Genomic DNA, 25,347 nt, shown 5'->3' with positions numbered 1-25,347 from the left:
CCGTCCGTCGCGGCCCGTCCGTACGGCACGGGTGAGTCGCCCCTGCGCCGTCCCGGGCCGAGCGGGTGCGACCACCGTGGGGTGATCGCCCGCTCGTGATGTCGCCGGCCGGTCGGCGGTTCGTGGGGGTTGGCCTAGAGGCCCTGTCCGGCGGATCTTGGCGGGTCCGCGCCGCCCGGCACCGCACCTCGCCGCACCGGAGAAACAGCCGAATGGAACCACTATGCGGCTGCTTCTCCGGCACGCCGATGCACGGCACCGGACGACGCGGCCTGATCCACCAAGATCCGCCGGACAGGGCCTAGTTGGTTCCGTTGAGGTAGGCCAGAACCGCCAGGACACGACGGTTCGTCTCGTCCGATGTGTCGATCGACAGCTTGGCGAAGATGTTCGTGGTGTGCTTGCTCACCGCGCCCTCCGAGACGAACAGGCGGCCCGCGATGGCCGCGTTGGAGCATCCCTCCGCCATCAGCTCCAAGACCTCGCGTTCGCGCGGCGTCAGCTGGGCCAGGGGTTTGTCCCGCACGTTGCGGGCGAGCAGCTTCGAGATCACTTCGGGGTCCATCGCGGTGCCTCCCGACGCGACCCGGCGGACCGCGTCCACGAACTCGTCGGTGTTGAACACGCGGTCCTTGAGCAGATACCCCACCGCGCCGGTGCCGTCCGCGAGCAGTTCGCGGGCGTAGAGCTGTTCGACGTACTGCGACAACACCAGGATCGGCAGTCCCGGGACCTGTCGGCGGGCCTCCAGGGCGGCCTGGAGGCCCTCGTCGGTGAAGGTCGGCGGGAGCCGGACGTCGACCACCGCGACGTCCGGCTTGTGCTGCACCAGGGCCCGGAGCAGTTCGGGCCCGTTGTCCACGGCCGCGACGATCTCGAAGCCGTGCGCCTGGAGCAGGCGGACCAGCCCGTCCCTCAGGAGGGCGAGGTCTTCCGCGAGGACAAGTCGCACGGCAGCTCCATGATTACAGTCGTCGGGCCGCCCACCGGGGAGTGCAGGGCGAGCGTCCCGTCGAATGTATCGAGTCGGCGCTGGATGCCGCGCAGTCCCGTGCCCTTCATCAGATCGGCGCCGCCTTCGCCGTCGTCGGTGACCGTGATCCGCAACGAGCCGTCCGTGTACGTGAGATCGATCTCCACGTGCCGGCCGCCGGAGTGTTTGGCCGCGTTGGTCAGCACCTCGGTGACCGCGAAGTAGGCGGCGGACTCCAGCGGGAGTTCGGGCCGGCCCGGCAGCGAGACGTTGACGTTGACGTCGAGCGGGCTCTCCAGGGCCACCGCGCGCACCGCGTCGGCCAGGCCCCGGTCGGACAACACCGGCGGGTGGATGCCCCGGACCAGGTCGCGCAGTTCGTGCAGCGCCTTCGCGGACGCCTCGCGGGTCTCGGCGAGCAATACGCGGGCCGCGTCGGGGTCGGTCTTCATCAGCGCCTCCGCGGCGCCCAGGTTCATCCCCATCGCGACCAGGCGGGCCTGCGCGCCGTCGTGCAGGTCACGCTCGATCCGACGCAGCTCGGCCGCCGATGCGTCCACCGCGTCGGTCCGACTCTCGGTCAGGTGCTGGACCCGCAGCGCCAACTCGGCCTGCTTGGTGGGGGCGAGCAGGGACCGGTTCCACAGACCGTTGACCCGGGCGAACCACGGCGCGAGGGCCAGGCCGGCGGCCACCTGGACCAGGCCCCACGGCACCGCGAGGCCGGCCCGCTGCACGCTGTTCACCTTGATGAACGTGTACCACTGCGCGTCGTCGACGTGCCGGTAGGCCACCTCCCACAGGAACGGCATCAGCACGCCGTGCAGGCCGTTGACGATCAGCATCATCGGGAAACACGCGATGAGCAGGCTCGACGGCAGGTAGAGCAGCGCCCACAGCAGGTCCCGCCAGGTGGCCGCCTCGGTGATCATGCGCTTGGTGCGCGCCCACAGCCCGGTCACGCCGCCACCCGTGGGCAACCGCCGGTACGGGGTGTCGATCGGGACGTGCGCCCACGAGCGCATCGCCTTGCGGGTCACGTTGGCGGTGGCGCGCAACAGCAACATCAGGGGGAAGAAGAACAGCAGGCCGACGCCTATCGGCAGCAGCGCCATGAACACCACGCACGTGATGAACAGCGCGAGGGCGGGGACCGAGAGGAAGACCAGAGCGAAGCCGCGCCAGGCGCACAGCAGCGCCCAGCCGAGCCGCCACCGGGTGGCCGGCGGGTCGGCTCTGTCTGGCGTGAGCGTGCTCATGGGGTCCTCCCGTGGATCTGCCTGACTGCTGGTGTCATCAGTGTGTCGGGCGCCGACCGGGCAGGTCACGGGGGAGGCACCCCGAACCGGGGTGGGCCTGGGCCCACCCCGGAGCAGGGGTCAGCCGGCGATGTCCGACAACAATTCGGCCAGGTCCTTCGGGCGCGAGAACATCGGCCAGTGACCGGTCGGCAGGCTGTGCACCGTGCGCTGCTCGGCCGCCGCGAACTCGGCCATGAACGGGTGCCCGGCGGCGATCATGGCCTCGACCTGCTCGGCCGGGAACAGGCAGGTGATCAGGTGGGCCGGCACCCGCAGCCGGGCCGGGTCGGCGACCTGCTGCGGGCTCGCGGCCACGGCGTACGGCTGGGGCATCGCGCGGGCGCGCAGTTCGGCGAGATCGGTGTCGGACAGGCCGTCGAGCATCACCGGGTCGGCGGCCGGGTCCCAGGGGTAGACGTAGCGGCCGTCGCCGCGGGCGGCGACCTCGGCCTCGATCCGGGCCCGCTCCTCGGGCTCCTGGAGGTCGGCGAACGAGACGCCCGCGGCCACCGGGCCGGCGTCCACGTAGACGATCCGGGCGATCCGCTCCGGGATCCGGTCCAGCGCCTCGTACGCGGCGAACGCGCCGCCCGAGTGGGCGGCCAGGACCACGTCGGTGAGGTCGCGCGTGGTGATCTCGTCGACCAGGGCCCGGGACTGGGCGGCCAGGTCGACGCCCGCCCCGTCGGTGCGGTCGGGCTCCAGGCCGGGCAGGGTGACCGCGACGACCTCGTGGCCGGCGGCGCGCAGCGGTTCGGCGACCCGGTCCCAGGCCCACGCGCCGAGCCAGTAGCCGGGCACGAGAACGATGTTCGCCATGGTGATGCTCCTCGATCGTGGTTCGGTGTTCGTCCTGCGATCAGGATCCTGTCGCCTATACCTGACAGATCACGACAGGTTTGATGTCGGGAATGGCACGCGCCGGTGGTTTCCGGTGCCTCAGAGCCAGTTCCGGCGCTTGAAGATCAGGTAGAGGACGGCGCAGACCACGAGCATCAGGCCGATCGCGTACGGGTAGCCGTACGCCCAGTGCAATTCGGGCATGTGGTCGAAGTTCATCCCGTACACCGTGCCGATCAGGGTCGGTGCGAATAGGATGGCCGCCCATGCGGAGATCTTCTTGACCTCCTCGTTCTGTGCGTTGCTGGCCGCGGTGAGCTGCTTCATCTCCTCGTTCTGGGCCTGGGTCACCACCACCGCGTTGACCCGCATGATGCCTTCGAGCAGTTGGCGAAAGCCCACCACGCGCTCCACCGCGATGGTCGCGTGGTCCTGGACGTCGCGCAGGTAGCGGCGCAGCTCCTCGTCCACGTGGTACTTGTCGAAGCCGGTGGACAGGTCGGCGAGCATGAGCAGCAGCGGGCGGGTCGCGCGTTGGAACTCGATCACCTCGCGGGAGAGTTCGTAGATGCGCCGGGAGACGTTCGGGGCGCCGAGGAAGGCCTCCGCCTCGATCTCGTCGATGTCGTTCTGCAGTCCGCCGACGACCGGGGCGTAGGCGTCCACGACGCTGTCCAGGATCGCGTAGAGCACCGCCTCGGGGCCCTGGCGCAGGAGTTCGGGCCGCTCCTCCGCCCAGCGGCGCACCGCGGACAGGTCGGGGGACTCGGAGTGGCGGACGGTGACCACGAAGTTGCGGCCGAGGAAGACGTGCAGCTCGCCGAAGTCGACCTCCTCGACGTCGTCGAGGTAGCGGGCGGCGCGCAGGACGACGAACAGGGTCTCGCCGTAGCGTTCGAGCTTGGGGCGCTGGTGGGCCACGATCGCGTCCTCGACGGCCAGCGCGTGCAGGTCGAACTCCTCTGCGGCGGAGAGGAGTTGGCTTTCGGAGGGGCGGTACAGGCCGATCCAGGCCATGGCACCCGGGCGGGCGTGCAGTTCGCGGTAGGTGTCGGCGAGGGTGGTCGGCGAGGCGACGCGTACCCCCTCCACGTAGATCGCCGTGTCGATCAGGCTGTGCTCGACGGGCGGGGGCTCGGGAATGTCCGCCGCGCGAGGGTCCATCGAGCGCTCGGGCGGTTCGGGCGTGCCGTGCCTGCGGGCGCGGAAGGGCAGACGCCGATCGGACATGCGGGGCTCCGGGACACTGGGCGGCGACGAGCACGGACACCACATCGGGCCGCCCGCGCCGGGAGTCGCGGTCGGCTCTTCTTCGTATTGTCCATATTTCCGCGCAGATATCGCGTATGTATGCCATTCAGGGCATCGCCCGGTGCGGGCCCGTGGGAATCCGTCGGGTATGCGCCGGGTGGGCTCGGTGGAAACCGGCCGGGTCGGGGCGGATCGAGGCGCCCCGGCCCGGCCGGAGTGGGGCTACGGCAGCACGAACGGCCCCTTGCCCATCTGCTGCCGCACGGTGACCACCGGCGGGTTGACCAGGCCGCGGCGCTGCCAGTTGGCGCCGTCCACGACCAGGGTGTGCCCGGAGACGAAGCGGGCGTAGGGCGAGGCCAGGAACGTCGCGGCCCAGCCCAGTTCGCGCAGCCGGCCGACCCGCATGGCGGGCTGGCACGGGTCCTTGTCGTGGGTGCCGGCGAGGTTGCCCTTGATGTCGGCGGTCATGTCCTCGTGCGGGAACAGGCCCGGGACCAGTCCGTTGACCTGGATCCCGTACGGGCCCCACTCCACCGCGAGCGTCTCGACCATGTTCTTCACGCCCGCCTTGGCCGCCGCGCTGTGCGCGAAGCCGGGGCCGCCGGTCCAGGCGTAGGACGCGCCGATGTTGACGATCGAGCCGGGGGTGCCCGCCGCCAGGTGTCGGCGGGCGAATTCGCGGGCGCAGAAGTAGGTGCCGTTGAGGGTGATGTCCACGACCGTGCGCCAGGCGTTGGGCGACATCTCCTCGGCGGGTACGGGGAAGTTGGCCGCGGCGTTGTTGATCAGCACGTCGGGCGGCCCGAAGGACTCGACCGCCGCGTCGAAGGCGGCGGTGACCTGCTCGGGTTCGCGGATGTCGCAGCTCACGGTGCGGACCTTCGCGCCGGTTTCGGCCAGCGTCTCGCGGGCCGCCGCCAGGTGTTCCTCCTTGCGACTGGCGACGACGAGGTTCGCGCCGAGGCGGGCGAATTCGAGGGCGATCGCCCGGCCCAGGCCGGTGCCGCCGCCGGTGACGAGGACCGTACGGCCCGCGTAGGTGCCCGCGGGCAGCGCGCTCGCGCCGAGGGCGGGCGGCTCGGGCAGGCCGATGATGCCGTCGGACGCCCCGCTCGTTCCGGTCGTCCCGCTCGTTCCGCTCGTCTCGGTCATGGGTCAGCTCCCCGTGTAGTGGGCGGGCCGCCGTTCGGCGCGCGCGGCGCGGAACTCGGCGTAGTCGTCCGACTTGTTGACGAAGGTCTGGGCGATCAACTCGTCGGCCATCGAGGCCCGCACCGCGGGTTCGGCGAGCCGGGCGAGCGTCCGGCGGGCGGTCTTGATCGTCACGGTCGGCGCGGCGGCGATGCGCTCGGCCATCTCGCGCACGGTGGCGTCCAGCGCGTCGGCGGGCACCACGCGCGAGACGATGCCGTGCGCGTACGCCTCGGCGGCGTCCATCGGCCGCCCGGTCAGCACCAGGTCGGCCGCCACCCCGTGGCCGCAGATCTGGAACAGGCGGGCCACCCCGCCGGTGTCCGGGATCACCCCATGGGTGGTTTCCGGGAGCATGAACCGGGCGCCCTCGGCGGCGACCCGGATGTCGCACAGCAGCGCGCGCTGGAACGACGCGCCGATCGACCAGCCTTGGCAGGCGACCAGCACCGGCGCGTCCAGGTCGAACAGCTGCTGGATGCCGCGATGGCCGCGCGTCATCAACTCGTGGTGCGTGTCCTCGACCCGGTGACCGCCGATCGAGGACACGTCGCGGCCGGAGGAGAAGGACTTGCCCTCCCCGCGCCAGATCACCGCCCGGATCTCGGGGCGTTGGCGCAGTTCGCCGAGGATGCGCCAGAGCAGCGCGTCCATCTCGTCGTCGAACGCGTTGTGCCGGTCCGGGTTGTTGTTGGTGATCGTCGCGATCGGACCGTCGTGGTCGAGGAGCAGCTTGTCCGCCATGACACCCGGGATATCCCAACGGTGCACAGGAATCGAGAGGCGTGGGCCCGGGGGCCGCGCAAGCGGCCAAGATCACAGTCGGCCGCGCGGGCCACGGCCGGGGCCGGTAACCGGGTCGGCGGCGGCGCCCGGTCAGGGGTTGCGCTGGGTCAGGCCGTAGAAGTTGCCCTCGTTGTCGCGGAAGGTGGCCCACCAACCCCATTCCTGCTGTGCGGGCTTGTCCGGGAAGTCGATGCCCCTCGCGCTCAGCTCGGCGTAGGTGCGCTGCAGGTCGTCGCAGGTGAACAGGACGTTGTTCAGGCTGCCGACCTTCTCCATGTCGAAGCGCTGACTGAACAGGATCAGCGTGATGCCGTCGCCCGGCGCGCGGACCTCGATCCAGCGCGGGCTGCCGGCCTCGCCCATGGGGGTGTCCAGCACCTCCTCGAAGCCCATCTTCTCGACCCAGAAACGTTTGGCCGCGTCCTGGTCGCTGACGTTGAGCGAGACCTTTCCGACCTGCAATCCGAGCTGCGACATGCGAACTCCCTCGGCTGGGGCCACCGGCCGTCGGCGGCCCGGCTACCGGTGTTCGACCGGCTCGCCGAACAGTGCCTCCTGACCGACCGTCGCAAACAGCTTTCCCGCCGCGTCGAACAATCGACCGTGCACCGTGCCGTGCGTGCCGTGCAGCGTGGTGCCCTCCTGGTCGAACAACCACCATTCGTCGGCGCGGAACGGGCGGTGGAAGCGGATCGTGTGGTCCAGGCTGGCCCGTGGCATCCAGCGTCCGGCCAGGGTGTTCGCGTGCGGCAGCACCAGCGCGTCGAGGAAGGTCAGGTCGGTCGCGTAGGCGACGGCGCACGCGTGCAGCAGCGGGTCGTCCGGGAGTTCGCCGTCGGTGCGACACCACAGCGCGTTGTGCGGCGGGCGGGCGGTGAACGTCTCGTCCGCCCAGGTCGGCGGGTCGACGAAGCGCATGTCGATCGGGTTGTACCGGACCAGGCCCGGCCTGCGCAGCGGACCGCGCAGCGTGTCCAGGAGCCGTTCCAGGGTGGGCAGCGTGTGCGGGTCGGGCGCGGCGGGCGCGCTCGGGGCGTGGTCGAACGGGCTCTCGGGGCGGGTCACCCGGAAGGACGCGACCAGGTGTACGACGATCCTGTCGCCCTGGAGCACGTCGACCCGACGGTGGCTCAGCGTGCGTCCCTGGAGGGTCCGGGTGATCCGGTAGGTCAGCGGCAGCGTCGCGTCGGCCGGCCGCAGGAACGAGGCGTGCAGCGAGTGCGGCACGCGGTCCGCATCGACGGTGGCCCCGGCGGCGGCCAGGGCCTGGGCGACGAGCCAACCGCCGAACACTCGGAACGCGTCCGGATCGGGACTTTTACCTTCGAAAAGGTCGAACTTGAGCCCGCTGGACTCAAGTTTCTCGGGATTGAGTGCGAAAGGCTCAACTTCGGCTGCCCCCGGTCCACTACGCTCGACCCCCTCGGGCCTGAGTCTGGTGGGCTCAACTTCTGCGACGAATCGGCTGACGGCGCTGCTCATGGCTGCAAGTAGAGCAATGACGGCCGCTACACCGACGACGAGGGGCGTGGTGAAGCGTGGCGTGGAGTGGGATGAACGTGCTCCGGGACCGCAACGCGGGCCTGTATCTGAGCGGGGTGGTGATCTCCGGTTTCGGCAGCAGCGCGATGACCCTGGTCGCCGGGATCTGGGCCAAGACGCTCACCGGATCGGACAGCATCGCCGCACTGATGGCGCTCGGCGTGTTCGCGCCGACCCTGCTCGGCCCGGTGCTCGGCGCGTTCGCGGACCGATGGCCGGCCAAACGGCTGCTCGTGGTGGTCAACACGATGCTCGCCGTACTGCTCACCGCGACCCTCACCGTGCGGTCCGAGGCACAGGTGTGGATCCTGTTCGCGGTGATGCTCGGCTACGGCTTCGGCTTCGTGCTGATCGACGCGGGGGAGTCGACCGCGCTCTCCGCGGCGGTCGCGCCCGGCATCCTGGGCGATCTGAACGGGCTGCGGCTCAGCGCCTCCGAGGGCATGAAACTGATCGCCCCGCTCGCGGGCGCGGGCCTGTTCGCGTGGTCGGGCGGACACACCGTCGCACTGCTGGACGCGGGCACGTTCGTGCTCGCGGCGGGGGTGTTCACGCTGATGCGCTTCGAACAGCCCGTGCGGGAACGCCCGGCGAGCGGATGGGTGGCGGAGACCTCGGAAGGGGTGCGCTACCTGTGGGCGCACCGTCCGCTGCGCCGCCTTGTGGTCGCCGGCGGGCTGGCGATGGTGGTGTCGGGGATCAGCGGTGGGGCGGTCTACGCGGTGGTCGACGAGGGGCTCGGCCGCTCGCCCGAGTTCGCCGGGGTGCTGTACATGGCCCAGGGCGCGGGCTCGGTGGCGGCCGGGTTGGCCGCCGGCGCGCTGATCCGGCGGCTGGGCGCGAAGGGGTTCGCGGTGCTCGGCTTGGTGTTGTTCGCGATCGCCGTGGGGCTGCGGGCGCTGCCGTGGTTGCCTGCGGTGGCGACCGGCAGCGTGCTGAACGGGTTCGGGTTGCCGGCGGTGCACGTGGCGGCGATGACCGTGTTGCAGCGGGAGACGCCGACGCATCTGGTGGGCCGGGTCGCGGCGACGGCCGGGACGATCATGTTCGCGCCCACGGCGTTCGCCGTGCTCGGCGTGGCGGGTCTGTTGGTCGTGGTGGACTATCGGCTCATCCTGCTCGGGACCGCGGCGCTCGGTGTGGCGGTCGCGCTGTACTGCGCGGCGGGGCGCGGGGAGACGGGGCCGCCGGCGGAGGCGACGCCGGCGACCACCCCGGAGGATTCGCGGCATATGTGATGTACGCATGTCCTAGGTGTCGGGCATTCGGCCACCTACGATGATCCGCATGTATGAAGCGGCGGAAATCCCGGCGGAGCTGATTGCCCTTCAGCGGGACCGCGACCACGCGGCCGAGGTGGTCACCACCTTCGCGCGCGAGAACCCCGGGCGACTGGACGCCGAACTGACCCGGCAGTGGTCGGCGGCGGTGCGCGCGGAACGCAACGCCATACACGCGCTGCACGCGCACCCGATGATGGTGCTGGGGCCGAACCGGTTCAAGGTCATGCGCGCGCTGCGGGCCGCGGCCCGGCTGTCCTGACGACGGTCCGGACCGGACAGGGGCAAGAGGGTGCCGGACCGGACCGTCGAACCTCGAAGGCTACGCGCCCGGTCCGACATCCAGACTCCGCTCGAACCGCATCCGGTCCCGACCGGGCCCGTCCAGGTCCGTAACCGGTCCGTGCACGGTGAAGCCCATCGTCGTGTGGAAGCGGATCGAACCGGTGTTGCCCGGACCGGTGATCGCCCGCACCCGGACCCGCCCGGCCGCCCGCGCGAGCGCGAAGAAGCGCTCGTACAACTCGGCCGCCAGGCCCGATCGGCGCAGGTCCGGGCGGACGGCGACGAAGTGGATGTACGCCTCGTCGACACGCGCGGGCGAGAGCAGGCCGATCAGGAAGCCGCCGAGCCCGTCGACGTCCTCGGCGACCAGGCTCGTGGTGTGGAAGTGGTCCAGGAACAGGCGGGGCAGGGCGGGGGTCATCGGCCGGCCCCACCAGTCGTCGACGACCGCGACGATGGCGTCGTAGTCGTCGGCGCGGGCGGCGCGGATCGTCGGTGCGGTCATGCGGTGGCGCTCCCTGGACAAAAGGTCCGGCGATAGTTCTGTGGCGTGGTGCCGCGGCGGCGCAGGAAATGGTGGCGCAGCGTCGCCGCGCTGCCGAAACCGGAGCGCTCCGCGACCGCGTCGATCGACAGTGCGGTCTCCTCCAGCAACTCCTGGGCGAGCAGCACGCGTTGCGCGACGAGCCAGTCGTAGGGCGTGGTGCCGGTCTCCTGCTGGAAGCGGCGGGCGAAGGTACGCGGGGACATCAGCGCGTGCTCGGCCATGCGCTCGACGGTCAGGTCCCGGGCCAGGCGCTCGGTCATCCAGGCGAGCGTGGCCTGGAGCGGGCTGCCGGTCGGCCCGGGCAGCGGGCGGGCGATGTACTGCGCCTGGCCGCCCTCGCGGTGCGGCGGTACGACCATGCGGCGGGCGATCGTGTTGGCGACCCGGCTGCCGTCCTCCAGTCGGACCAGGTGCAGGCAGGCGTCGATGCCGGCGGCGGTGCCGGCGCTGGTGATCACCCGGCGGTCCTCGACGTAGAGCACGTCCGGCTCGACCACGGCCCGGGGGAACAGCCGGGCCAGGCGGTCGGTGTACTTCCAGTGCGAGGTGCAGCGGCGGCCGTCGAGCAGGCCTGCCCGGGCCAGGGTGAACGCGCCGGTGCACACGCTCATGATCCACGCGCCCCGGGCCTCGGCCGCCCGCAACGCGTCCAGGAGCACCGGGTCGGAGGCCACCCGTTCGTCGTGCTCGACGGCGGCCGGGATGGCGATCAGGTCGGCGTCGGCGACCCGGTCGAGGCCGTGTTCGGCGTACAGGTCGTAGCCGGCCTTGGTGCGCACCCGGCCGGGGGTGACCGCGCAGACCGCGAAGTCGTAGACCGGGCAGCCCTCCTCGCTTCGGTCGATGCCGAACACCTCGCACAGCACCCCGAGTTCGAAGGGTGCGACCCCGTCCTGGACGATTACGACCACATTGCGCAGCATGCGACCAGCATGCCGGCGCGATGATCGCGAGGACAGAGTGCGAGTGGCAGGATGTTGCGGTAATCAGGCAGTCCAGCCACTCGATGCATGTGCAAGCAAATGGCATGCTCGGGGTATGACGGTTCTGGCGATTTTCCTGGTGATCACGGTGATTCTCGGTGTGCTGTCCGCCCTGGGGCGGTCGGCCGATACGCGCGATGGGGGCAAGTCCCCGTCGTGGCACCACTGATGCGGTCCGGCGCGGAGCCGGACACGCGAAACGCGCGCCCGGCCGGGGGGACCCGGCCGGGCGCGCGTGGTGTTTCGTGAGGCGGATCGGTCGACGACCGCCGGCGGATGGCGTGGCGGTGGTCGACCGGCAGTCGATCAGCTACGGCGCTTGAGGGCGCGCCAGACGAAGAAGATGATGATCGCGAGCACGATGATGCCGATGATCGCGAAGATGAACTTCCCGGCCTTCTTGAAGAAGCTCTTCTTCTTCTTTTTCTTCTTCGTCTTGGCCGGGTGCAGCTGCGGAACCGAGGCGCGCTGGGCGGTGGTTCGAGCAGAGGTGTCCGCGAGTGTCTGCACACCGGTCGACACGCCGGTCGAGGTGAGCGAGGTCTGCGTCGAGGCGGACGAGACCTGACGCACCTGCGCCCGGTCGGGCGCGGCCTGCGCGGGCGCCGCGGTCAGGACCGCCGCGAACACGGCGAGCAGGATCGGACCGGCGAGACGCCGAAGAAAACGTTGAACCATCTGGACAAGCCCCCATTTCGAACCCCGCGGAACACGCGCCTCGCGGTGTCGCCCCGGCCCCGTGGTGGGCCGACAGCGGGACGAAGCTACCCGACACGCCAGTGTCCACGTGCAGAAAAGAGTCAAGATTTGGTTCGGACGCCCCCCATGCGACACGTGTCAACGCGGCTTCCGCTACGCTCACGCTTCATCAGGTTGTGGTGGCTCGGGCGCCGGTGAGGGGTGCCCGAGCCTCCCAATTTCCGCTGTGTGGCGTTTGTGGGCGGTTCAGCCCGAGACCACCGCGCGCAGGCTCTCCTTGAGTGAACCCATCGTGGCCAGCACGGCCGTCGGCTCGTAGCCGCAGTGCGCCATGCAGTTGTCGCAGCGCGGGTCCTTGCCCCGACCGTAGTTCTCCCACTCGGTGTCGGTGAGCAGCTCCTTGTAGCTCTGCACGTAGCCGTCGCCCATCAGGTAGCACGGCTGCTGCCAACCGAGCAGCGAGTAGGACGGGATCGCCCACGGCGTGCACTCGAAATCGCGCTTGCCCTCGAGGAAGTCGAGGAACAGCGCGGAGTGGTTGAGCCGCCACTTCTTGCGCTTGCCGCCGGAGAAGGCCGCCTTGAACAACGCGCGGGTCTGCTCGACGCCGAGGAAGCGGTTCTGTACCGGCGCCTTCTCGTAGGCGTATCCGGGGGAGATCTGGATCCGGTCGACCTTGAGGTCGTCGTTGAGGAAGTCCAGCACGTCGACGATGGTCTCGGGGGAGTCCGTGTTGAAGAACGTGCTGTTCGTGTAGACCTGGAATCCGGCCGCCTTGGCCATCCTGATCGCGGCCACGGCCTCGTCGAAGACGCCGTCCTTGGCCACCGCCTGGTCGTGCTTCTCGCGCAGGCCGTCGATGTGCACCATCCACGCGAAGTTCTTGTTCGGCTTGAACTTGTGCAGGTGCTTGGGCAGCAGCACCGCGTTGGTGCAGATGATCACGAACTTCTTGCGCTTGAGCAGTTCCTCGACGATCAGGTCGATCTGCTTGTGCATCAGCGGTTCGCCGCCGGCCAGCGAGACCATCGGGGCGCCGCACTCCTCGACCGCCGCCACCGCCTGCTCCACCGACATGCGCTTGCGCAGCACGTCGTGCGGCTGCTGGATCTTGCCGCACCCGCCGCACTTGAGGTTGCACGCGAAGAGCGGCTCGACCTCCACGATCATCGCGAACTTGTCCACGCGCTTGATCTTCTGCTTGACCAGATGCGTACCGATTTTCACAGCCAGGTTCAGCGGCAGGCCCATGACCGTCGCACCTCTCTATCCCCGTACCCGGGGGCGTCGGCGTCCGCTGAAACCGTGCTCGGCGTGGCGTCGTTGCCCGGGGGTGCCCGATGATGACAACATCTTCAACATACAGGCTGTACGTCACGTGGGGGTTGTATGGCGGTCACGCGTCGGGCACAACATGTCGCAGACACCCGTGCGGCCCTGCTGGCCGCCGCCCGTGAGTTGTTCGCGACCCGGGGCTACGCACAGACCGGCACCGAGGAGATCGTGGCGCAGGCCCGGGTGACCCGGGGTGCGCTCTATCACCACTTCAAGGACAAGGCCGACCTGTTCCGCGCCGTGATGGAGACCGTCGCGGCCGAGGCGGCAGAGGCGCTCGTAGCCCACGAGATGAGTCATGCCCAGGACCATCCGAGTGAACCTTGGGATCAGTTGCGACACGGGTTCCAGTCGTTCCTGGATGTGTGTACGACCGGGGACTTCCAGCGGATCGTGCTGGTGGACGGCCCGGCGGTGCTGGGGCCCGGGTCGTGGGACGCGCTGGTGGATGAGCACGGGCACGGGTTGCTCGCGGCGTGGTTGCGGCAGGCGATGGACAACGGCGAGATCGACGAGTTGCCGGTGCCGCCGCTGGCTCGATTGCTGGCCTCGTTGATCTCGGAGGCGAGCCTGTACACCGCGCGTGCCGCCGATCCGGCGGTGGCGCGGCGCGAGGTGGGGGAGGTCATCGACCGGGTGTTGGCGGGGTTGCGGAAGAGCTGAGCGGGGCGGGTCCGCCGCGGCCGGGGCGCGGGGTGCGGGGCGGTCATCGGGACAGGGTGGCGGTCATCACGGCCTTGGCGATCGGGGCGGCGAGGCCGCCGCCGGTGATGTCGGCGCGGTCGGCGGCGCCGTCCTCCACGACGACCGCGACGGCGACGGAGGGCTTCGCGTCGGGGCTCGGCTTGGCGTATGCGATGAACCACGCGTAGGGCACAGCGCGGTTGTGCTCGCCGTGCTGGGCGGTGCCGGTCTTGCCGCCGACGATCGCGCCGTCGATCCGGGCGTTGCCGCCGGTGCCGGTGGTGACCACGTCCTGCATCATGCGCTGGAGTCGGCGGGCCACCGACGCGGGGACGGCACGGGCCAGGGTCTGCCGTTCGGTGCCGCGTACGGTGCTGCCGTCGTCGCGGGTGAGCCGTTCGACCAGGTACGGGCGCATCACCTCGCCGTCGTTGGCGATGCCGGCGGCGACCATCGCCATCTGGAGCGGGGTGGCGCGGGTGTCGAACTGGCCGATCGAGGACAGCGCGGTCTGCGGTCGGTCGGGGCTCTTGGGGAACACGCTCCGGGTGACCGCGACCGGGATCCGCAACTTCGGGTCGTCGAAGCCGAACGCGGTGGCCTGACGGCGCATCACCTCGGCGCCCATGTCCACCCCGAGCTTGGCGAAGACCGTGTTGCAGGACACGGTCAGCGCGTAGCGCAGCGAGGCGTTGCGGCAACCGTCGGCCTCGTTGCCGAGCAGGGTGTGGGTCTCCGGCAGCGGGTAGGGGTCGGGGGTGGTGGTCGGCTCGTCGGGATCGGCGACCGTGCCGGAGGCGAGCGCGGCGGCGGCGGTGACCACCTTGAACGTGGAGCCGGGGGGATAGGTCTCGCGCAGCGCGCGGTTGAGCATCGGCCGGTCGGGGTCGCCGTCGAGCGCGGCCCACGCGGCGCGGGCGGCCTTGTTCGCGCCGGCCACCGTGCCCGGGTCGTAGGACGGGGTGCTGACCAGGGCCAGGATCGCGCCGGTGGTGGGGTCGAGAGCGACCACCGCGCCCTTGTTGCCGGTGCTCGCGAGGCCGTTGAACGCGGCCTGTTGGGCGGCGGGCAGGATGGTGGTGGCCACGTTGCCGGCGGCGGCGCGTCTGCGGGTGACGGCGGTGATCACCGGCCAGGCGCCCAGGCGCGGATCGGTGCCCGCGAGGATGTCGTCCTCGACGCCCTCCAGGAGCGAGGTGCCGTAGAGCTGCGAGGCGTAGCCGGTGACCGGGGCGTAGAGCGGTCCGTCGGTGTAGCTGCGTCCGTAGGCCAGGTCGAAGGATTCGGCCGTGTGTGGAGATCCGGTGATCGGCGCGTCGGCCACCAGGATGTCGCCGCGCGGTTGTTGGTAACGGATGATCTGCGGACGGCGATTGCCCTCCATGTGGTCGTAGGCGTCGGCCTTGTGGGCCTGCACCCAGGTCGCGTTGCCGAGCAGCGCGAGGAGCAGCAGCAGACAGAATCCGGCGGCGCGTCGGGCGGTGACGATCACGCGCGCACCTCCTCGGGCAGGGGTACGGGTTCCTCGATCGGCGTGAGCGGGCGGCGGCCCCGGTCGCTGATCTTCATCAGCAGGGCGATCAGGGCCCAGTTGGTGACCACGGACGAGCCGCCCTGGGCGAGGAAGGGCATGGTCATGCCGGTCAGCGGGATCAGCGCGGTCACCCCGCCGGCGACCACGAACACCTGGATCGCCAGCACGGCGGAGAGTCCGTAGGCCAGCAGCGAGCCGAACGCGTCCGGCGCGGTCAGCCCGGCCCGGAAGCCGCGGGCGATCAGGAGCGCGTAGAGCACCAACAACGCGGCGATCCCGGTGAGTCCCAACTCCTCCCCGACGGTGGCCAGGATGAAGTCGCTCTTGGCGGCGAACCCGACCAGGATCGAGTGGCCCAGGCCGAGCCCGGCGCCGAGCAGACCGCCGGCGGCGAAACAGAACAGCGACTGGGCGAGTTGCCCCGGGCCCAGGCCCGCGTGGATGCTCGCGAACGGGTCCAGCCAGTTCTGTACGCGGCTGTGCACGTGAGGTTCGGCGGAGCCGACCACGAACGCGCCCAGGGCGATCAGGATCAGGCCGACCAGGATCCAGCCGATTCGGGCGGTGGCCACGTAGAGCATCACCACGAACGCGCCGAAGTAGAGGACGGACGTGCCCAGATCGCGCTCCAGGACCAGGATGCCGACCGAGGCCAGCCACACCGCGAGCACCGGTCCCAGGTCGCGGCCGCGGGGCAGGTTCACACCGCAGAACCGGTGCCCGATCATCATCAGCGTTTCGCGGGTGCCGGCGAGGTAGGACGCGAAGAAGACAACCAGGATGATCTTGGCGAACTCGCCGGGCTGCAACGAGAACGCGCCCAGTCGGATCCACACCTTCGCGCCGTTGATCGCGGGGAAGAAGACCGGGACGATCATCAGGAACAGCGCGACGGCGGCGGCGAGATAGGCGTATTTGCCCAGGGAGCGGTGATCGCGCACGGCGATCATCACGGCCGCGAACAGGATCACCCCGATGGCCGACCACACCAGTTGCGAGGACGCGGCCTGCACCTTCGGCGTCTCCAGGTCGAGTCGGTAGATCAACACCAGTCCCAGGCCGTTGAGCAGGGCGGCGATCGGCAGCAGCACCGGATCGGCGTAGGGCGCGAAGAAGCGGACCAGGATGTGCGCGATCAGGACCAGCAGGCCCAGCCCCAGGCCGTATTTCGCGGTGTCCGGGGGGATCGAGCCGTGCCTGGCCAGGCCGACGTTCGCGTAGGCGAAGACCGGGACCAAAACCGCGAACACGAGCAGCAGGAATTCGGTGTTGCGCCGCGTCGGCGGCAGGGGCTCGCCTGCCGCCGTCTTGCGTCGCCGCCATTTGGACATGCGCTCTGGAGTTCCCACAAGTGACCGTGGGTAACCGGAGTGTCGCGGTGGTGGCGGTATCGCGGTGGTGACAGCGTGGTGATGGCTACAGCGCCGTCGCGCCTACACGTCGCGCCGGCGGAACACCGTCACCGCCGCGACCACCGCCGCGATCGCCCACAACGCCATCACCAGCACGCCCGGCCACGGGGCGAGTTCGTAGGCGTTGAACTCGCGCAGTCGCATGATGCGTTGCCCGGCCTTGTCCGGTAGGAACCTGGCCACCTCGCGCACCCCGGGTATCGCGGTGAGCGCGGCCGTGCCGAGGAAGATCAGCGGGATCAGCAGGCCCATCGAGGCCATCGGGGTGCGCAGCACGAAGGTGACGCCCGCGCAGATCACCGCGAGCAGCACCAGATAGACCACCTGACCGAATGCCGTGCGCCAGGTGGCCGCGGCGGTCAACGAGATGTCGCCGGCGGGCAGCAACAACCTGGCCGCCAGGATGCAGGTCAGACTCGAGGCGATCGCCGTGACCAGGGCCACGGCGGTGATCACGGTCAGCTTGGCGGCGGCGAAGAGCCGCCGGTCGGGCACCGCGGCCAGCGAGGCGCGGATGGTGCCCGCGCCGTATTCGCCCGCCACCGCCAGCACCGCGAAGGCCACCAGGGCCAGTTGGCCGAAGTTGACGCCGTAGTGCACGAGGGCGAACGCGTCGTATTCGGCGCCGTCCTCGCGGCGTTGGCCCTCGGCGATGAACGCGTCGACCAGGGCGCCCACCCCGGTGATCGAAAGCACCGTGGTCAGGGGCAGCCAGCGGGTGGACGGCACCGAGCGGAGCTTGATCCACTCGGCCTCCAGGGCCGCCGCGAAGCTCGTCCTGGGCACGCGCGTTGCCCTGGTTTTCCGCGTTTTCGTGGTTTCCTGCGTCGCCGTGGTCATCACCGGCCACCTCCCGCGTATTGCTCGTGTCCGGCGGTCAGCCGGAGATAGACGTCTTCCAGGGACGGGCCGTCGCCGACGAAGTCGGTCAGTGTGGCGTCGGCCAGCAGTCGCCCGCCGGCGATCACCACCAAGTGGTCGGCGGTCAGCGCCATCTCGCTCATCAGATGGCTGGACACGAACACCGTGCGGCCCTCGGCGGCCAGCGAGCGGATCAGCTCGCGGATCCACCGGATGCCCTCCGGATCCAGGCCGTTGACCGGCTCGTCGAAGATCAGCACGTCGGGGTCGCCGAGCAGCGCGGCGGCGATGCCCAGGCGCTGGCGCATCCCCAGCGAGTAGGTGCCGGCGCGGCGGTGGGCCGCGTCGGTCATCCCCACCTGCGCCAGCACCTCGTCGACCCGCGACCTCGGTATGCGGTTGGACCGGGCCAGGTAGAGCAGGTGGTCGTAGCCGCGCCGGCGCCGGTGTACCGCCCCCGCGTCCAGCAGGGCGCCCACGTGACGCAGGGGGTCGGGCAGCTCGCCGTAGGCCCGGCCGTCGATGGTGATCCCGCCCGAGGTCGGGCGGTCCAGGCCCAGGGCGATCCGCATCGTGGTCGACTTGCCCGAGCCGTTGGGGCCGAGGAAACCGGTCACGGTGCCGGCCGCGATCTCGACGTCGAGGTCGTCGACGGCGAGGACGTCGCCGTAGCGCTTCGTCAGGTTTCGGATGCGGATCATCTGTGGTGCTCCCCGGGCCGGTTCGGCCGAGTCGATGCGGAGGGTGTCGGGCCCGAAGATCTCGCCGACACCCGGTGGTCGCCGCCCGGTTGCTGCGGTGCCTCAAGACTGCGACTCGGGGACGTTGGGCCGGATCCCCCAACCGTGGGGACGGTCTCCCCCGGGCGGGGGAGGCCGGCGCCGGGGCTACCCTGGAGGATGGCGGGGTGTTCCGCATCGTTTCGTCCCGCAGCTCGCCGCGCGCCCGGCTCCGTCGCCTCGCCCGGCCCCTGGTCACGGCCGCCACCTACACGCGTGGCTTCCACCTGTTCACGGGCCTGCTCCTGGGCGTCGCGGTGGCCATGGTCTATCCCGGTCTGGAGGGCGACGGCGGGCTCGGCCATCGCGTCGCGCTGCTGGCCATGCCCGTCCCGATCCTGACCGCGTTCGGGCTGATCGCCGAGGCGCGCAGGTTCGAGGGGTTCCAGGCCCGGCTGCTGCTGCGCCCCGGCGACGAGAGCGACATCGCGGTCACCCGGTCGCAGACCTGGCCCGACCGCTGGCGCACGGCGCTGTGGCTGGTGTTGCGGGTCGAACTGGGCTGGCTCGGGCTCGCGCCGGCGGCGTCCGCGATCTTCACCGGCGTGGCGATGATCGGGTCGCCCGCCACCGGCGACGGCCTGGCGTTCGACGGGGCGAGCTTCCCGGGCGGCGCCGCACACTGGTGGCTGGTCCCGCTGGGCCTCGCCGTCATCGTCTCGGCACTGGCCTACCTGGTCGGCGCGGGCCTGCTGCTCACCGTGCTGGCCAAGCGGCTGCTCGGGCCGTCCGCGAGCGAGAAGCTGGCCGCCCTCGAACGGCGCACCGAGCAGCTGCTCGAACACAACCGGCTCGCGCGCGAACTGCACGACTCGATCGGCCACGCGCTGTCGGTGACCGTGCTCCAGGCGGGCGCGGCACGGCAACTGCTCGACACCGACCCGGCCTTCGCCGACCGGGCACTGGACGCCATCGAGGTGACCGGGCGGCAGGCCCTGGAGGACCTGGAGCGCATGCTGCTGCTGTTGCGCGACGCGCCGGAGCCGGCCGCGCCCCGACCCGGGCTGGCCGAGCTGAAGGTGCTCGCCGACACCACGCGCGGCGCGGGCGCCGCGGTCGAGGTGCGGGTGCTCGGCTCGCTCGACGCGGTGCCGGCGGTGATCTCACGCGAGGGCTACCGGATCGTGCAGGAATCGCTGACCAACGTGCTGCGGCACGCCGGTCCGGTGCCGGTCGAGGTCACGGTGGCGGTGCACGGCCACGAGGTCGAGCTGACCGTGCGCAACGACACACCCTCGGCGGAGGCGGGGCGGCGGGGGACCGGCGGGGGCAGCGGCAGCGGGCTGCGCGGCATCCGCGAGCGGGCCGCGCTGCTGGGCGGCGAGGCCACCGCGGGGCCGCACGACGGCTACTGGCGGGTGCATGCCCGGCTGCCCCTACGGTGGGCGTCGTGACGATCCGGATTCTGCTGGTGGACGACAACGAACTGGTGCGGGCCGGCCTGCGCGCCGTCCTGGCCGCACAGCCCGACTTCGAGGTGGTGGGCGAGGCCGACGACGGCGCGGGGGTGCTCGCGCTGGTCCGCTCGCTGCGCCCGGACGTGGTCGCGATGGACGTACGCATGCCCCGGGTGGACGGCATCCAGGCCACCCGCGACCTCCTCGCGCACCTCGATCAGCCGCCCAAGATCCTGATCATCACCACGTTCGAGAACGACGAATACGTCTACGAGGCGCTTCGGGTCGGCGCGCACGGTTTCCTGCTCAAGCGGGCCCGTCCGGCGGAGATCACCGACGCGGTGCGGACGCTGGCCACGGGGGACTCGCTGCTGTTCCCGGCCAAGCTGCGCGCGTTGGCCGAGCGTTTCGGGAAGACCGCGCGCAGCGACGCGGTGGCCCGGGCCAAGCTGACCGATCGTGAGGCCGACGTGTTGCGGGCGATGGCCCGGGGATTGAACAACGCCGAGATCGCCGCGGAGTTGTACCTGGGCACCGAGACGGTCAAGACTCATGTGAGCGCGCTGCTGGCCAAGTTGAGCGCGCGTGATCGCACCCAGGCGGTGATCGCGGCCTACGAGTCGGGGTTCGTCGCGCCGGGCTGACCCCGGGGTGGGGCCGGCGGCCGGCGCGTGGCGCGTGGCGCGTGGCGCGTCGGGAGGTTGTGATCGCGACTCGGGAGGCAGGCGAGGCGATCGAAAAGTGTCACACCAGAAAGATTTTCGTACCATGTGTGACCCCTTCCGAGGGCGCTCGTTGGCCACCGTGCGCACGGCCCCGCACCCAGTCGCGGGCGTCGACCACGGCGCGGCGAGAGGGGACCCATCACATGCCACGCGGCGGTCACGAGAGCGCGTCCGAACCGGCGGCCGAGCCCGTCCGGGACCTCGGAAGCGACCCGGGCATCGGGGGTCGGGTGCGCCGGGCCCGGGCGGGCCTGGCCGACCTGGCCGACCTGTGTCGGCGGCGGCTCGACGGGCGCGCGGTGCACCGGACCGAGGCCCTGGTGGTCGGCCGATACCCCGAACTGGTGCGGCTCGCCTACCTGATCCTGCCGCCCGGGCTCGAGCGGCACCGTCGGGTGCTCATGGCCCACGCCCTGGTCCAGGACGCACTGCCCGGTCGGTGGCGCGACCTCGGGCGTCCACCGGGTGCGGCGGGGATGGGCGACGCGGAACTCGTTCGGCTGCGGATCGTGCGCGGCGCGCTGCTGCGATGTCGATCCACCCGGCGGTGGGCGGCCCGGCCGGCGGCGCTGCCGCAGGTCTGGGGGCTGCGCCTGTTCCCGCCGACCGGCGGCGCCGACGAGCCGGCGATCGAACAGGCGCTGGGCCGGCTGTCCGGGCCGGGGCGGGCCGCCTACGTATTGCGGGTGCTCGAAGGTCTCGATCCGGTCGGGGTGGTCGAACTGCTGCTGATCGCCGGCGTCGAGGACATCGCGAGCGCCGAGGCGGAGGCCGACGCACTCGCGGCCGGCCCGCCGGCCCGCGCCGACGGGCCCGGATCGGCGGCGGAGCGAGTGCTGCACGCCGCCCACTTCGACCCGTGCACGCTCCGGGCAACCCCGTCGGACCTGCTGCGCCGACGGCGCCGGAGGCGTACCGCGCTGGGTGCGGTCGCCGTCGCGGCGGTGCTCGCCGGCCTCGTTTCGTATGCCGGCGACGCGACCGAGTCCGGCACCCGCGTCGCGCCCGCCGCTCGGGTCGTGGTCGGGCCGCCCCGGGTGGTCCCGGCCGGCGCCTGGACCACCACCACCCGGCTGGACTTCGACGTCTGGTCCACCCGGGGCGCGCGTGCCGGCGACCGGGCGCTGACCCGGCGTGCGGTCCGGGCCTGGGTCGAGCCCGAGGCCGGCACCATCGTCGCGTTCGGCCCGGGCGCCGCCGCCGGCCCGCCGATCGGCCCGCCGCGCCTGCTGTACGCGGGCGACGTCGAGGGGGCTGCGGTGGTCCTGGTCACCGACGGCACGCGCCTGGCCCGCTACACCGAGGAGCACGGCCGCCGTCGCCTCGACGTGGCCGCGGCCGACGACTCGGACGCCCGCTCCGCTTCGGCGGTGGTGCTGCACCGGGGCGTGGCGGGCGTGCGGATGTTGCTCGCGCCGTGGGTGGACGAGGCGGCGATGCGGGATCTGCGCCGGCCCGACGACAAGAGCAGGCCGCTGCCGGTCACCGACGGAACCACCGCCCCGATGCCGGATCCGGGCACGGTGGCCAAGGGCTGCGCGACGGTGCCGGTGCTCGAACTGGTGTCCAGGCGGGCCGCCGACGGCCACCCGTACCTGCTCGCGGACCTGGGCGAGGTGTCCGCGACCCACCTCACCTACATGCCGCCGCCGGAGTTCGCGCACACCGGCCGGCCGGCGGAGGCGGCCTCGACCGAGCGCGCGCTGACCGTCTGGTCGCGCACGGCCTGCGTGCTGGAGACGCTGCGCGGGCGGGGGCTGCGGCTGGTGGACAACTGGGAGTTCGCGCACTTCGATCTGCCGGAGGCGGCCGGGGAGGGCATGTGGTCGTGCGTGCACGCGTTCGACCGTCGGGGCGGCGGCGACGTCGTGGTCCAGTTCCTGCCGCCCGGGGCCGACGCGGCCGGGGCGCAGACCGTCGAGCGGCTCGCCGATTCGCCCGCGTGCAGCCGTTCGGCCAACGACATCGTCACCGCCACGTGGTGGCGCGCCCGATCCGGTACCTGGTACCTGGTCGCGGCCGGCAGCCGGGACGTGGTCAAGCTGACCGCCTCCGCCCCCCTCGCCGGCTCGGCGGACGCCCGCCAACTGATCCTCAAGTCCCCCGGCACCACCCCGAACACCACGGCCCGCCCCCAGGTGATGGCCACGCTCAAGTCCGGCGGCACCATCAAACCCCTGACCTGACCCGAAGCGACACACCGGCACCCGACCCCGCCTGAACCGGGTGTCCGCCCGCTCCGCGCTGCGTCGCCGGCGCAACCGACACGACGACGCCCCGGGGGCACGGTCACGGCCCCGGGGCACCGGGCACCGGAGCTCCGGTGCCGCCGTTCGCCACGTTGTCCGCTGCCCGGCCGCCTGCCGCCCGCCCGCGCGCAAGGAACGCGCGGCGGCGGCCGGGTGCCGAGTGGGGGCCATGCCGCTGTCGGCCGTCTGCGTCTTGCGGGGCCGGCCGGTCGTGCGTGCCGTCACGCCGTTTGCTTGCCGAGTGCCCGCGCGGGAGGAACGCCGCCGGCGGCCGGACGTCGGCTCGGCGCGCGGTCCGGACGTGGACCGGCCCGATGCCGGCGTCGAGGCCGTGGTCGGGGTGGGGGTTGTCCGCGCTCACCTGCCGGCTGTCCGTGTCCTGGTGCTGTGATCGTCGGTGGTGCGTGTCGTCGCGCCGCCTGTTCGTCGGCCGGCGCGCGTGGCGGGCCGCTGTTGGTCCCTGCGGTTGCGGTTGGGCCGCTGTGCCACGCCTTGGGGCTGCGGGTTGTTCCTTCGTGGTTCCGTGCCGCTCGTTTCGGCGTTGTCCGTGCGTGCGGGCCGCCTGCCGCTGTCCGGCCGCTCGGGGCGGAGGTTTGGGGGTTGCAGAAAAGTGATATCACTTTGCTATGGTGGTGATGACAGGTTGGTCGAGTGGGGAGTGGGCGTCGTGAGTGATTTCGGGTCCGGGACTGTCGTGGAGATGCCGGCGCCTCAGGTGCGGGAGCGGGTGGTGACGGGGGCGGCCGGGTTGCCCGCGTTGGTCGTGGGGGTGCTTTGTGTTGCCGGGGGCATCGGGTTGACCGTGGTGGGCGCGCTCCTGGACGACGGGGAGAAGGTGGCCGCCGTCACGAGTGGGATCGTGATCATCGTCCTGGCGCTGTTCGGGCTGTGTGGGCTGACCACCGTCGCGCCCGGCGAGGCGCGGGTGCTTCAGCTGTTCGGGCACTACAAGGGCACGTTGCGCAAGGACGGGCTGCGGTGGGTGAACCCGTTCACCGACCGCACCAAGGTCTCCACCCGGATCCGCAACCACGAGACGCAGACCGCCAAGGTCAACGACAACGACGGCAATCCGATCGAGATCGCCGCGGTCGTGGTCTGGCAGGTCGAGGACACCGCGCAGGCCAAGTTCGAGGTGGACGACTTCGAGGAGTTCGTCGCCATCCAGACCGAGACCGCCGTGCGGCACATCGCCAACAGCTACCCGTACGACGACCACGGCCAGGGCGGCATGTCCCTGCGCGACAACGCCGACGAGATCACCGGCAAGTTGTCCGCCGAGATCGGTGCCCGGGTCGCCTCGGCCGGGGTCAGCGTGGTCGAGTCGCGGATCACCCGGCTCGCCTACGCCCCGGAGATCGCCCAGGCGATGTTGCGTCGCCAGCAGGCGGGTGCGGTGGTCGCGGCCCGGCAGCGGATCGTCGAGGGCGCGGTGGGCATGGTCGAACTGGCGCTGAACCGGCTCGAGGAAGGCGACCTGGTGGAACTCGACGACGACCGTCGGGCGGCCATGGTCAGCAACCTGCTCGTGGTCCTGTGCAGCGACCAGGCCACCCAGCCCGTGGTCAACACGGGTTCCCTGTACGCATAGTCGGTCCCCGTGACCGAACGCAAGAAGATCCTGCTCCGGCTGGACCCGGCCGTGCACGACGCGATCGCCAAATGGGCGGCCGACGAACTGCGCAGCACCAACGCCCAGATCGAGTTTCTGCTGCGCCGTGCGCTGGGCGACGCGGGCCGGATGCCGGGTAATGCCGGGCGACCGGCCCGGCGGGGTCGCCCGCCCAGGTCGGCTCCGCCGGCCGGCTCGGCCTCCGATTCCGATTCCGATACCGAGGCCGGTGGAGGCGACGGTGGCGATCGAGGCGACCCTGGCACTGCTGGTCGGCGCGGCGGCGACGGTGGCGACCCTGGCGACGTCGAGACCGCGCCGTGACGACCACCTCGCGGGCCATCTCGCAGGCCACCGCACAGGCGGACCGAACCATCATTCCGAAGACGATCCGACGCCCCGGCGCCGAGGAGGTCGATGTGCACGCGACACTGCCCCAACGAGTGTTCCTGCTGGCCTACAGCCCCGAACGGCAACTCATGCTGAGCCGCACCCACCTAGGGGCGACGCTGCAGGCGGCGGCCCTGTACGAGCTCCACGAGCTGGGCCTGATCCACGACGACGCCGGCAAGGTCCGGGCGACGTCGGGGCGGACGGGGCGGGCCCGAGCGGCCGTGCCGCCGTGTGAGCTGGCGGCCGATTTGCTGGCCCGGATCGAGGCGAGCGAACGGGCGTACCGCTGGCGGTACTGGGTGAAGAAGCGTGACGGCAAGGCCGTCGACCGGGTCGCGGACTCGCTGGTGCACGAGCGGGTGATCCGGCAGGAGACGCGCCGCCTGTTCGGGCTCATCCCGTACCGCCGGTTCGTGCTGCGGCAGGCACCGATGCGCGTCGCGACGGTGAACGCGATGCGGGCCGCGCTCAAGGGCCGGGTCGCCGAGGTGCCCACTTCGGACGCGGCCCTGGCCGTGCTCGCCTACCACGGTGAACTGCGCACGGTGCTCGGCGGCCGGGAGCGCCGGGAGGCGAAGGAGCGGATCAACGAGTTGTCGGCCCGTCTCGGCCCGATCCCGGGCGCGCTGCGCGTGGTGGTACGGGACGCGAAATCCGGGGCCGCCGGCTGAACCGGCTTGACGGT

General features: G+C 71.4%; 24 protein-coding genes and 1 pseudogene. 9 read left to right on the top strand and 16 right to left on the bottom strand.

Features of this window, described 5'->3' with window-relative positions; genetic code table 11:
- Nucleotides 1–301 precede the first annotated feature (301 nt).
- The 8 genes from ACWGR4_RS05265 to ACWGR4_RS05230 all read right to left on the bottom strand — a co-directional run bounded on the left by ACWGR4_RS05265 (nt 302) and on the right by ACWGR4_RS05230 (nt 7,638).
- Nucleotides 302–952, bottom strand: coding sequence for a LuxR C-terminal-related transcriptional regulator (locus tag ACWGR4_RS05265; RefSeq protein ID WP_126640582.1), 651 nt, complete (start codon nt 950–952; stop codon nt 302–304).
- Complete coding sequence (locus tag ACWGR4_RS05260; protein ID WP_380000712.1) at nt 916–2,232, bottom strand: sensor histidine kinase; 1,317 nt, start codon at nt 2,230–2,232, stop codon at nt 916–918. Before ACWGR4_RS05260 ends, ACWGR4_RS05265 begins: the two co-directional genes overlap by 37 nt.
- Before the next feature lie 120 nt (nt 2,233–2,352).
- On the bottom strand, nt 2,353–3,093 hold the full coding sequence (locus ACWGR4_RS05255) for an alpha/beta fold hydrolase (protein WP_452130809.1): 741 nt from the start codon (nt 3,091–3,093) through the stop codon (nt 2,353–2,355).
- Nucleotides 3,094–3,213: 120 nt separating this feature from the next.
- On the bottom strand, nt 3,214–4,344 hold the full coding sequence (locus ACWGR4_RS05250; RefSeq protein ID WP_380000708.1) for a magnesium and cobalt transport protein CorA: 1,131 nt from the start codon (nt 4,342–4,344) through the stop codon (nt 3,214–3,216).
- Nucleotides 4,345–4,587: 243 nt separating this feature from the next.
- On the bottom strand, nt 4,588–5,520 hold the full coding sequence (locus tag ACWGR4_RS05245; RefSeq protein WP_452130808.1) for an SDR family oxidoreductase: 933 nt from the start codon (nt 5,518–5,520) through the stop codon (nt 4,588–4,590).
- Nucleotides 5,521–5,523: 3 nt separating this feature from the next.
- A complete protein-coding gene (locus tag ACWGR4_RS05240; protein ID WP_452130807.1) occupies nt 5,524–6,303 on the bottom strand; it encodes an enoyl-CoA hydratase/isomerase family protein in 780 nt (259 codons plus the stop codon).
- A 132-nt stretch (nt 6,304–6,435) separates the two neighbouring features.
- A complete protein-coding gene (locus ACWGR4_RS05235; RefSeq protein ID WP_380000703.1) occupies nt 6,436–6,822 on the bottom strand; it encodes a VOC family protein in 387 nt (128 codons plus the stop codon).
- Nucleotides 6,823–6,864: 42 nt separating this feature from the next.
- A complete protein-coding gene (locus ACWGR4_RS05230) occupies nt 6,865–7,638 on the bottom strand; it encodes an acyl-CoA thioesterase (RefSeq protein WP_452130806.1) in 774 nt (257 codons plus the stop codon).
- 260 nt (nt 7,639–7,898) lie between these two features.
- On the opposite strand from ACWGR4_RS05230, the gene ACWGR4_RS05225 reads away from it, so the two are divergent.
- Nucleotides 7,899–9,125, top strand: a complete 1,227-nt coding sequence (locus ACWGR4_RS05225) for an MFS transporter (protein ID WP_380000699.1) — start codon at nt 7,899–7,901, stop codon at nt 9,123–9,125.
- 49 nt (nt 9,126–9,174) lie between these two features.
- A complete protein-coding gene (locus ACWGR4_RS05220) occupies nt 9,175–9,429 on the top strand; it encodes a hypothetical protein (protein ID WP_078978779.1) in 255 nt (84 codons plus the stop codon).
- Nucleotides 9,430–9,489: 60 nt separating this feature from the next.
- On the opposite strand, the gene ACWGR4_RS05215 is transcribed toward ACWGR4_RS05220, so the two are convergent.
- From ACWGR4_RS05215 to hpnH, 4 genes are all read right to left on the bottom strand, one after another.
- Nucleotides 9,490–9,957 carry a GNAT family N-acetyltransferase gene (locus tag ACWGR4_RS05215; RefSeq protein WP_380000697.1) on the bottom strand — a complete coding sequence of 156 codons (468 nt, stop codon included), beginning with the start codon at nt 9,955–9,957 and terminating at the stop codon, nt 9,490–9,492.
- Nucleotides 9,954–10,922, bottom strand: a complete 969-nt coding sequence (locus ACWGR4_RS05210) for a DJ-1/PfpI family protein (protein WP_380000696.1) — start codon at nt 10,920–10,922, stop codon at nt 9,954–9,956. Before ACWGR4_RS05210 ends, ACWGR4_RS05215 begins: the two co-directional genes overlap by 4 nt.
- 366 nt (nt 10,923–11,288) lie before the next feature.
- Entirely contained in the window at nt 11,289–11,612 is a 324-nt protein-coding gene (locus ACWGR4_RS05205; protein WP_452133366.1) for a hypothetical protein, read from the bottom strand.
- Between the two features lie 315 nt (nt 11,613–11,927).
- Entirely contained in the window at nt 11,928–12,932 is a 1,005-nt protein-coding gene (gene hpnH / locus ACWGR4_RS05200; RefSeq protein ID WP_380000692.1) for an adenosyl-hopene transferase HpnH, read from the bottom strand.
- 138 nt (nt 12,933–13,070) lie between these two features.
- On the opposite strand from hpnH, the gene ACWGR4_RS05195 reads away from it, so the two are divergent.
- Nucleotides 13,071–13,679, top strand: a complete 609-nt coding sequence (locus tag ACWGR4_RS05195; RefSeq protein ID WP_380000690.1) for a TetR/AcrR family transcriptional regulator — start codon at nt 13,071–13,073, stop codon at nt 13,677–13,679.
- 43 nt (nt 13,680–13,722) lie between these two features.
- Here ACWGR4_RS05195 and ACWGR4_RS05190 read toward each other — a convergent pair whose 3' ends face one another.
- From ACWGR4_RS05190 to ACWGR4_RS05175, 4 genes are all read right to left on the bottom strand, one after another.
- Complete coding sequence (locus tag ACWGR4_RS05190; protein WP_452133367.1) at nt 13,723–15,192, bottom strand: peptidoglycan D,D-transpeptidase FtsI family protein; 1,470 nt, start codon at nt 15,190–15,192, stop codon at nt 13,723–13,725.
- Nucleotides 15,189–16,565 (bottom strand): FtsW/RodA/SpoVE family cell cycle protein, encoded by a 1,377-nt coding sequence (locus tag ACWGR4_RS05185; protein ID WP_452133368.1) that lies wholly within the window; start codon nt 16,563–16,565, stop codon nt 15,189–15,191. Before ACWGR4_RS05185 ends, ACWGR4_RS05190 begins: the two co-directional genes overlap by 4 nt.
- A gap of 102 nt (nt 16,566–16,667) precedes the next feature.
- The gene (locus ACWGR4_RS05180) at nt 16,668–17,432 is read right to left on the bottom strand and encodes an ABC transporter permease (RefSeq protein WP_452133369.1); all 765 of its coding nucleotides are present in this window, start codon (nt 17,430–17,432) and stop codon (nt 16,668–16,670) included.
- 53 nt (nt 17,433–17,485) lie between these two features.
- On the bottom strand, nt 17,486–18,208 hold the full coding sequence (locus ACWGR4_RS05175; RefSeq protein WP_452133370.1) for an ABC transporter ATP-binding protein: 723 nt from the start codon (nt 18,206–18,208) through the stop codon (nt 17,486–17,488).
- 206 nt (nt 18,209–18,414) lie between these two features.
- On the opposite strand from ACWGR4_RS05175, the gene ACWGR4_RS05170 reads away from it, so the two are divergent.
- The 6 genes and pseudogenes from ACWGR4_RS05170 to ACWGR4_RS05145 all read left to right on the top strand — a co-directional run bounded on the left by ACWGR4_RS05170 (nt 18,415) and on the right by ACWGR4_RS05145 (nt 25,333).
- Nucleotides 18,415–19,680 (top strand): sensor histidine kinase, encoded by a 1,266-nt coding sequence (locus ACWGR4_RS05170; RefSeq protein ID WP_452133371.1) that lies wholly within the window; start codon nt 18,415–18,417, stop codon nt 19,678–19,680.
- Nucleotides 19,677–20,327, top strand: coding sequence for a response regulator transcription factor (locus ACWGR4_RS05165; RefSeq protein ID WP_452133372.1), 651 nt, complete (start codon nt 19,677–19,679; stop codon nt 20,325–20,327). The genes ACWGR4_RS05170 and ACWGR4_RS05165 overlap by 4 nt, the downstream gene beginning before the upstream one ends.
- Nucleotides 20,328–20,551: 224 nt before the next feature.
- A complete protein-coding gene (locus ACWGR4_RS05160) occupies nt 20,552–22,594 on the top strand; it encodes a hypothetical protein (RefSeq protein WP_452133373.1) in 2,043 nt (680 codons plus the stop codon).
- 763 nt (nt 22,595–23,357) lie between these two features.
- Nucleotides 23,358–24,248 (top strand): SPFH domain-containing protein, encoded by an 891-nt coding sequence (locus ACWGR4_RS05155; RefSeq protein WP_380001147.1) that lies wholly within the window; start codon nt 23,358–23,360, stop codon nt 24,246–24,248.
- A gap of 9 nt (nt 24,249–24,257) precedes the next feature.
- Nucleotides 24,258–24,467 (top strand): annotated as a pseudogene (locus ACWGR4_RS05150) (hypothetical protein); the annotation flags it as partial.
- A 122-nt stretch (nt 24,468–24,589) separates the two neighbouring features.
- Nucleotides 24,590–25,333 (top strand): GOLPH3/VPS74 family protein, encoded by a 744-nt coding sequence (locus ACWGR4_RS05145; protein ID WP_452133374.1) that lies wholly within the window; start codon nt 24,590–24,592, stop codon nt 25,331–25,333.
- Nucleotides 25,334–25,347: the final 14 nt, after the last annotated feature.

It is taken from the genome of Embleya sp. NPDC055664, from assembly GCF_053618075.1.
This window is presented reverse-complemented; position numbering and strand designations above follow the sequence as displayed.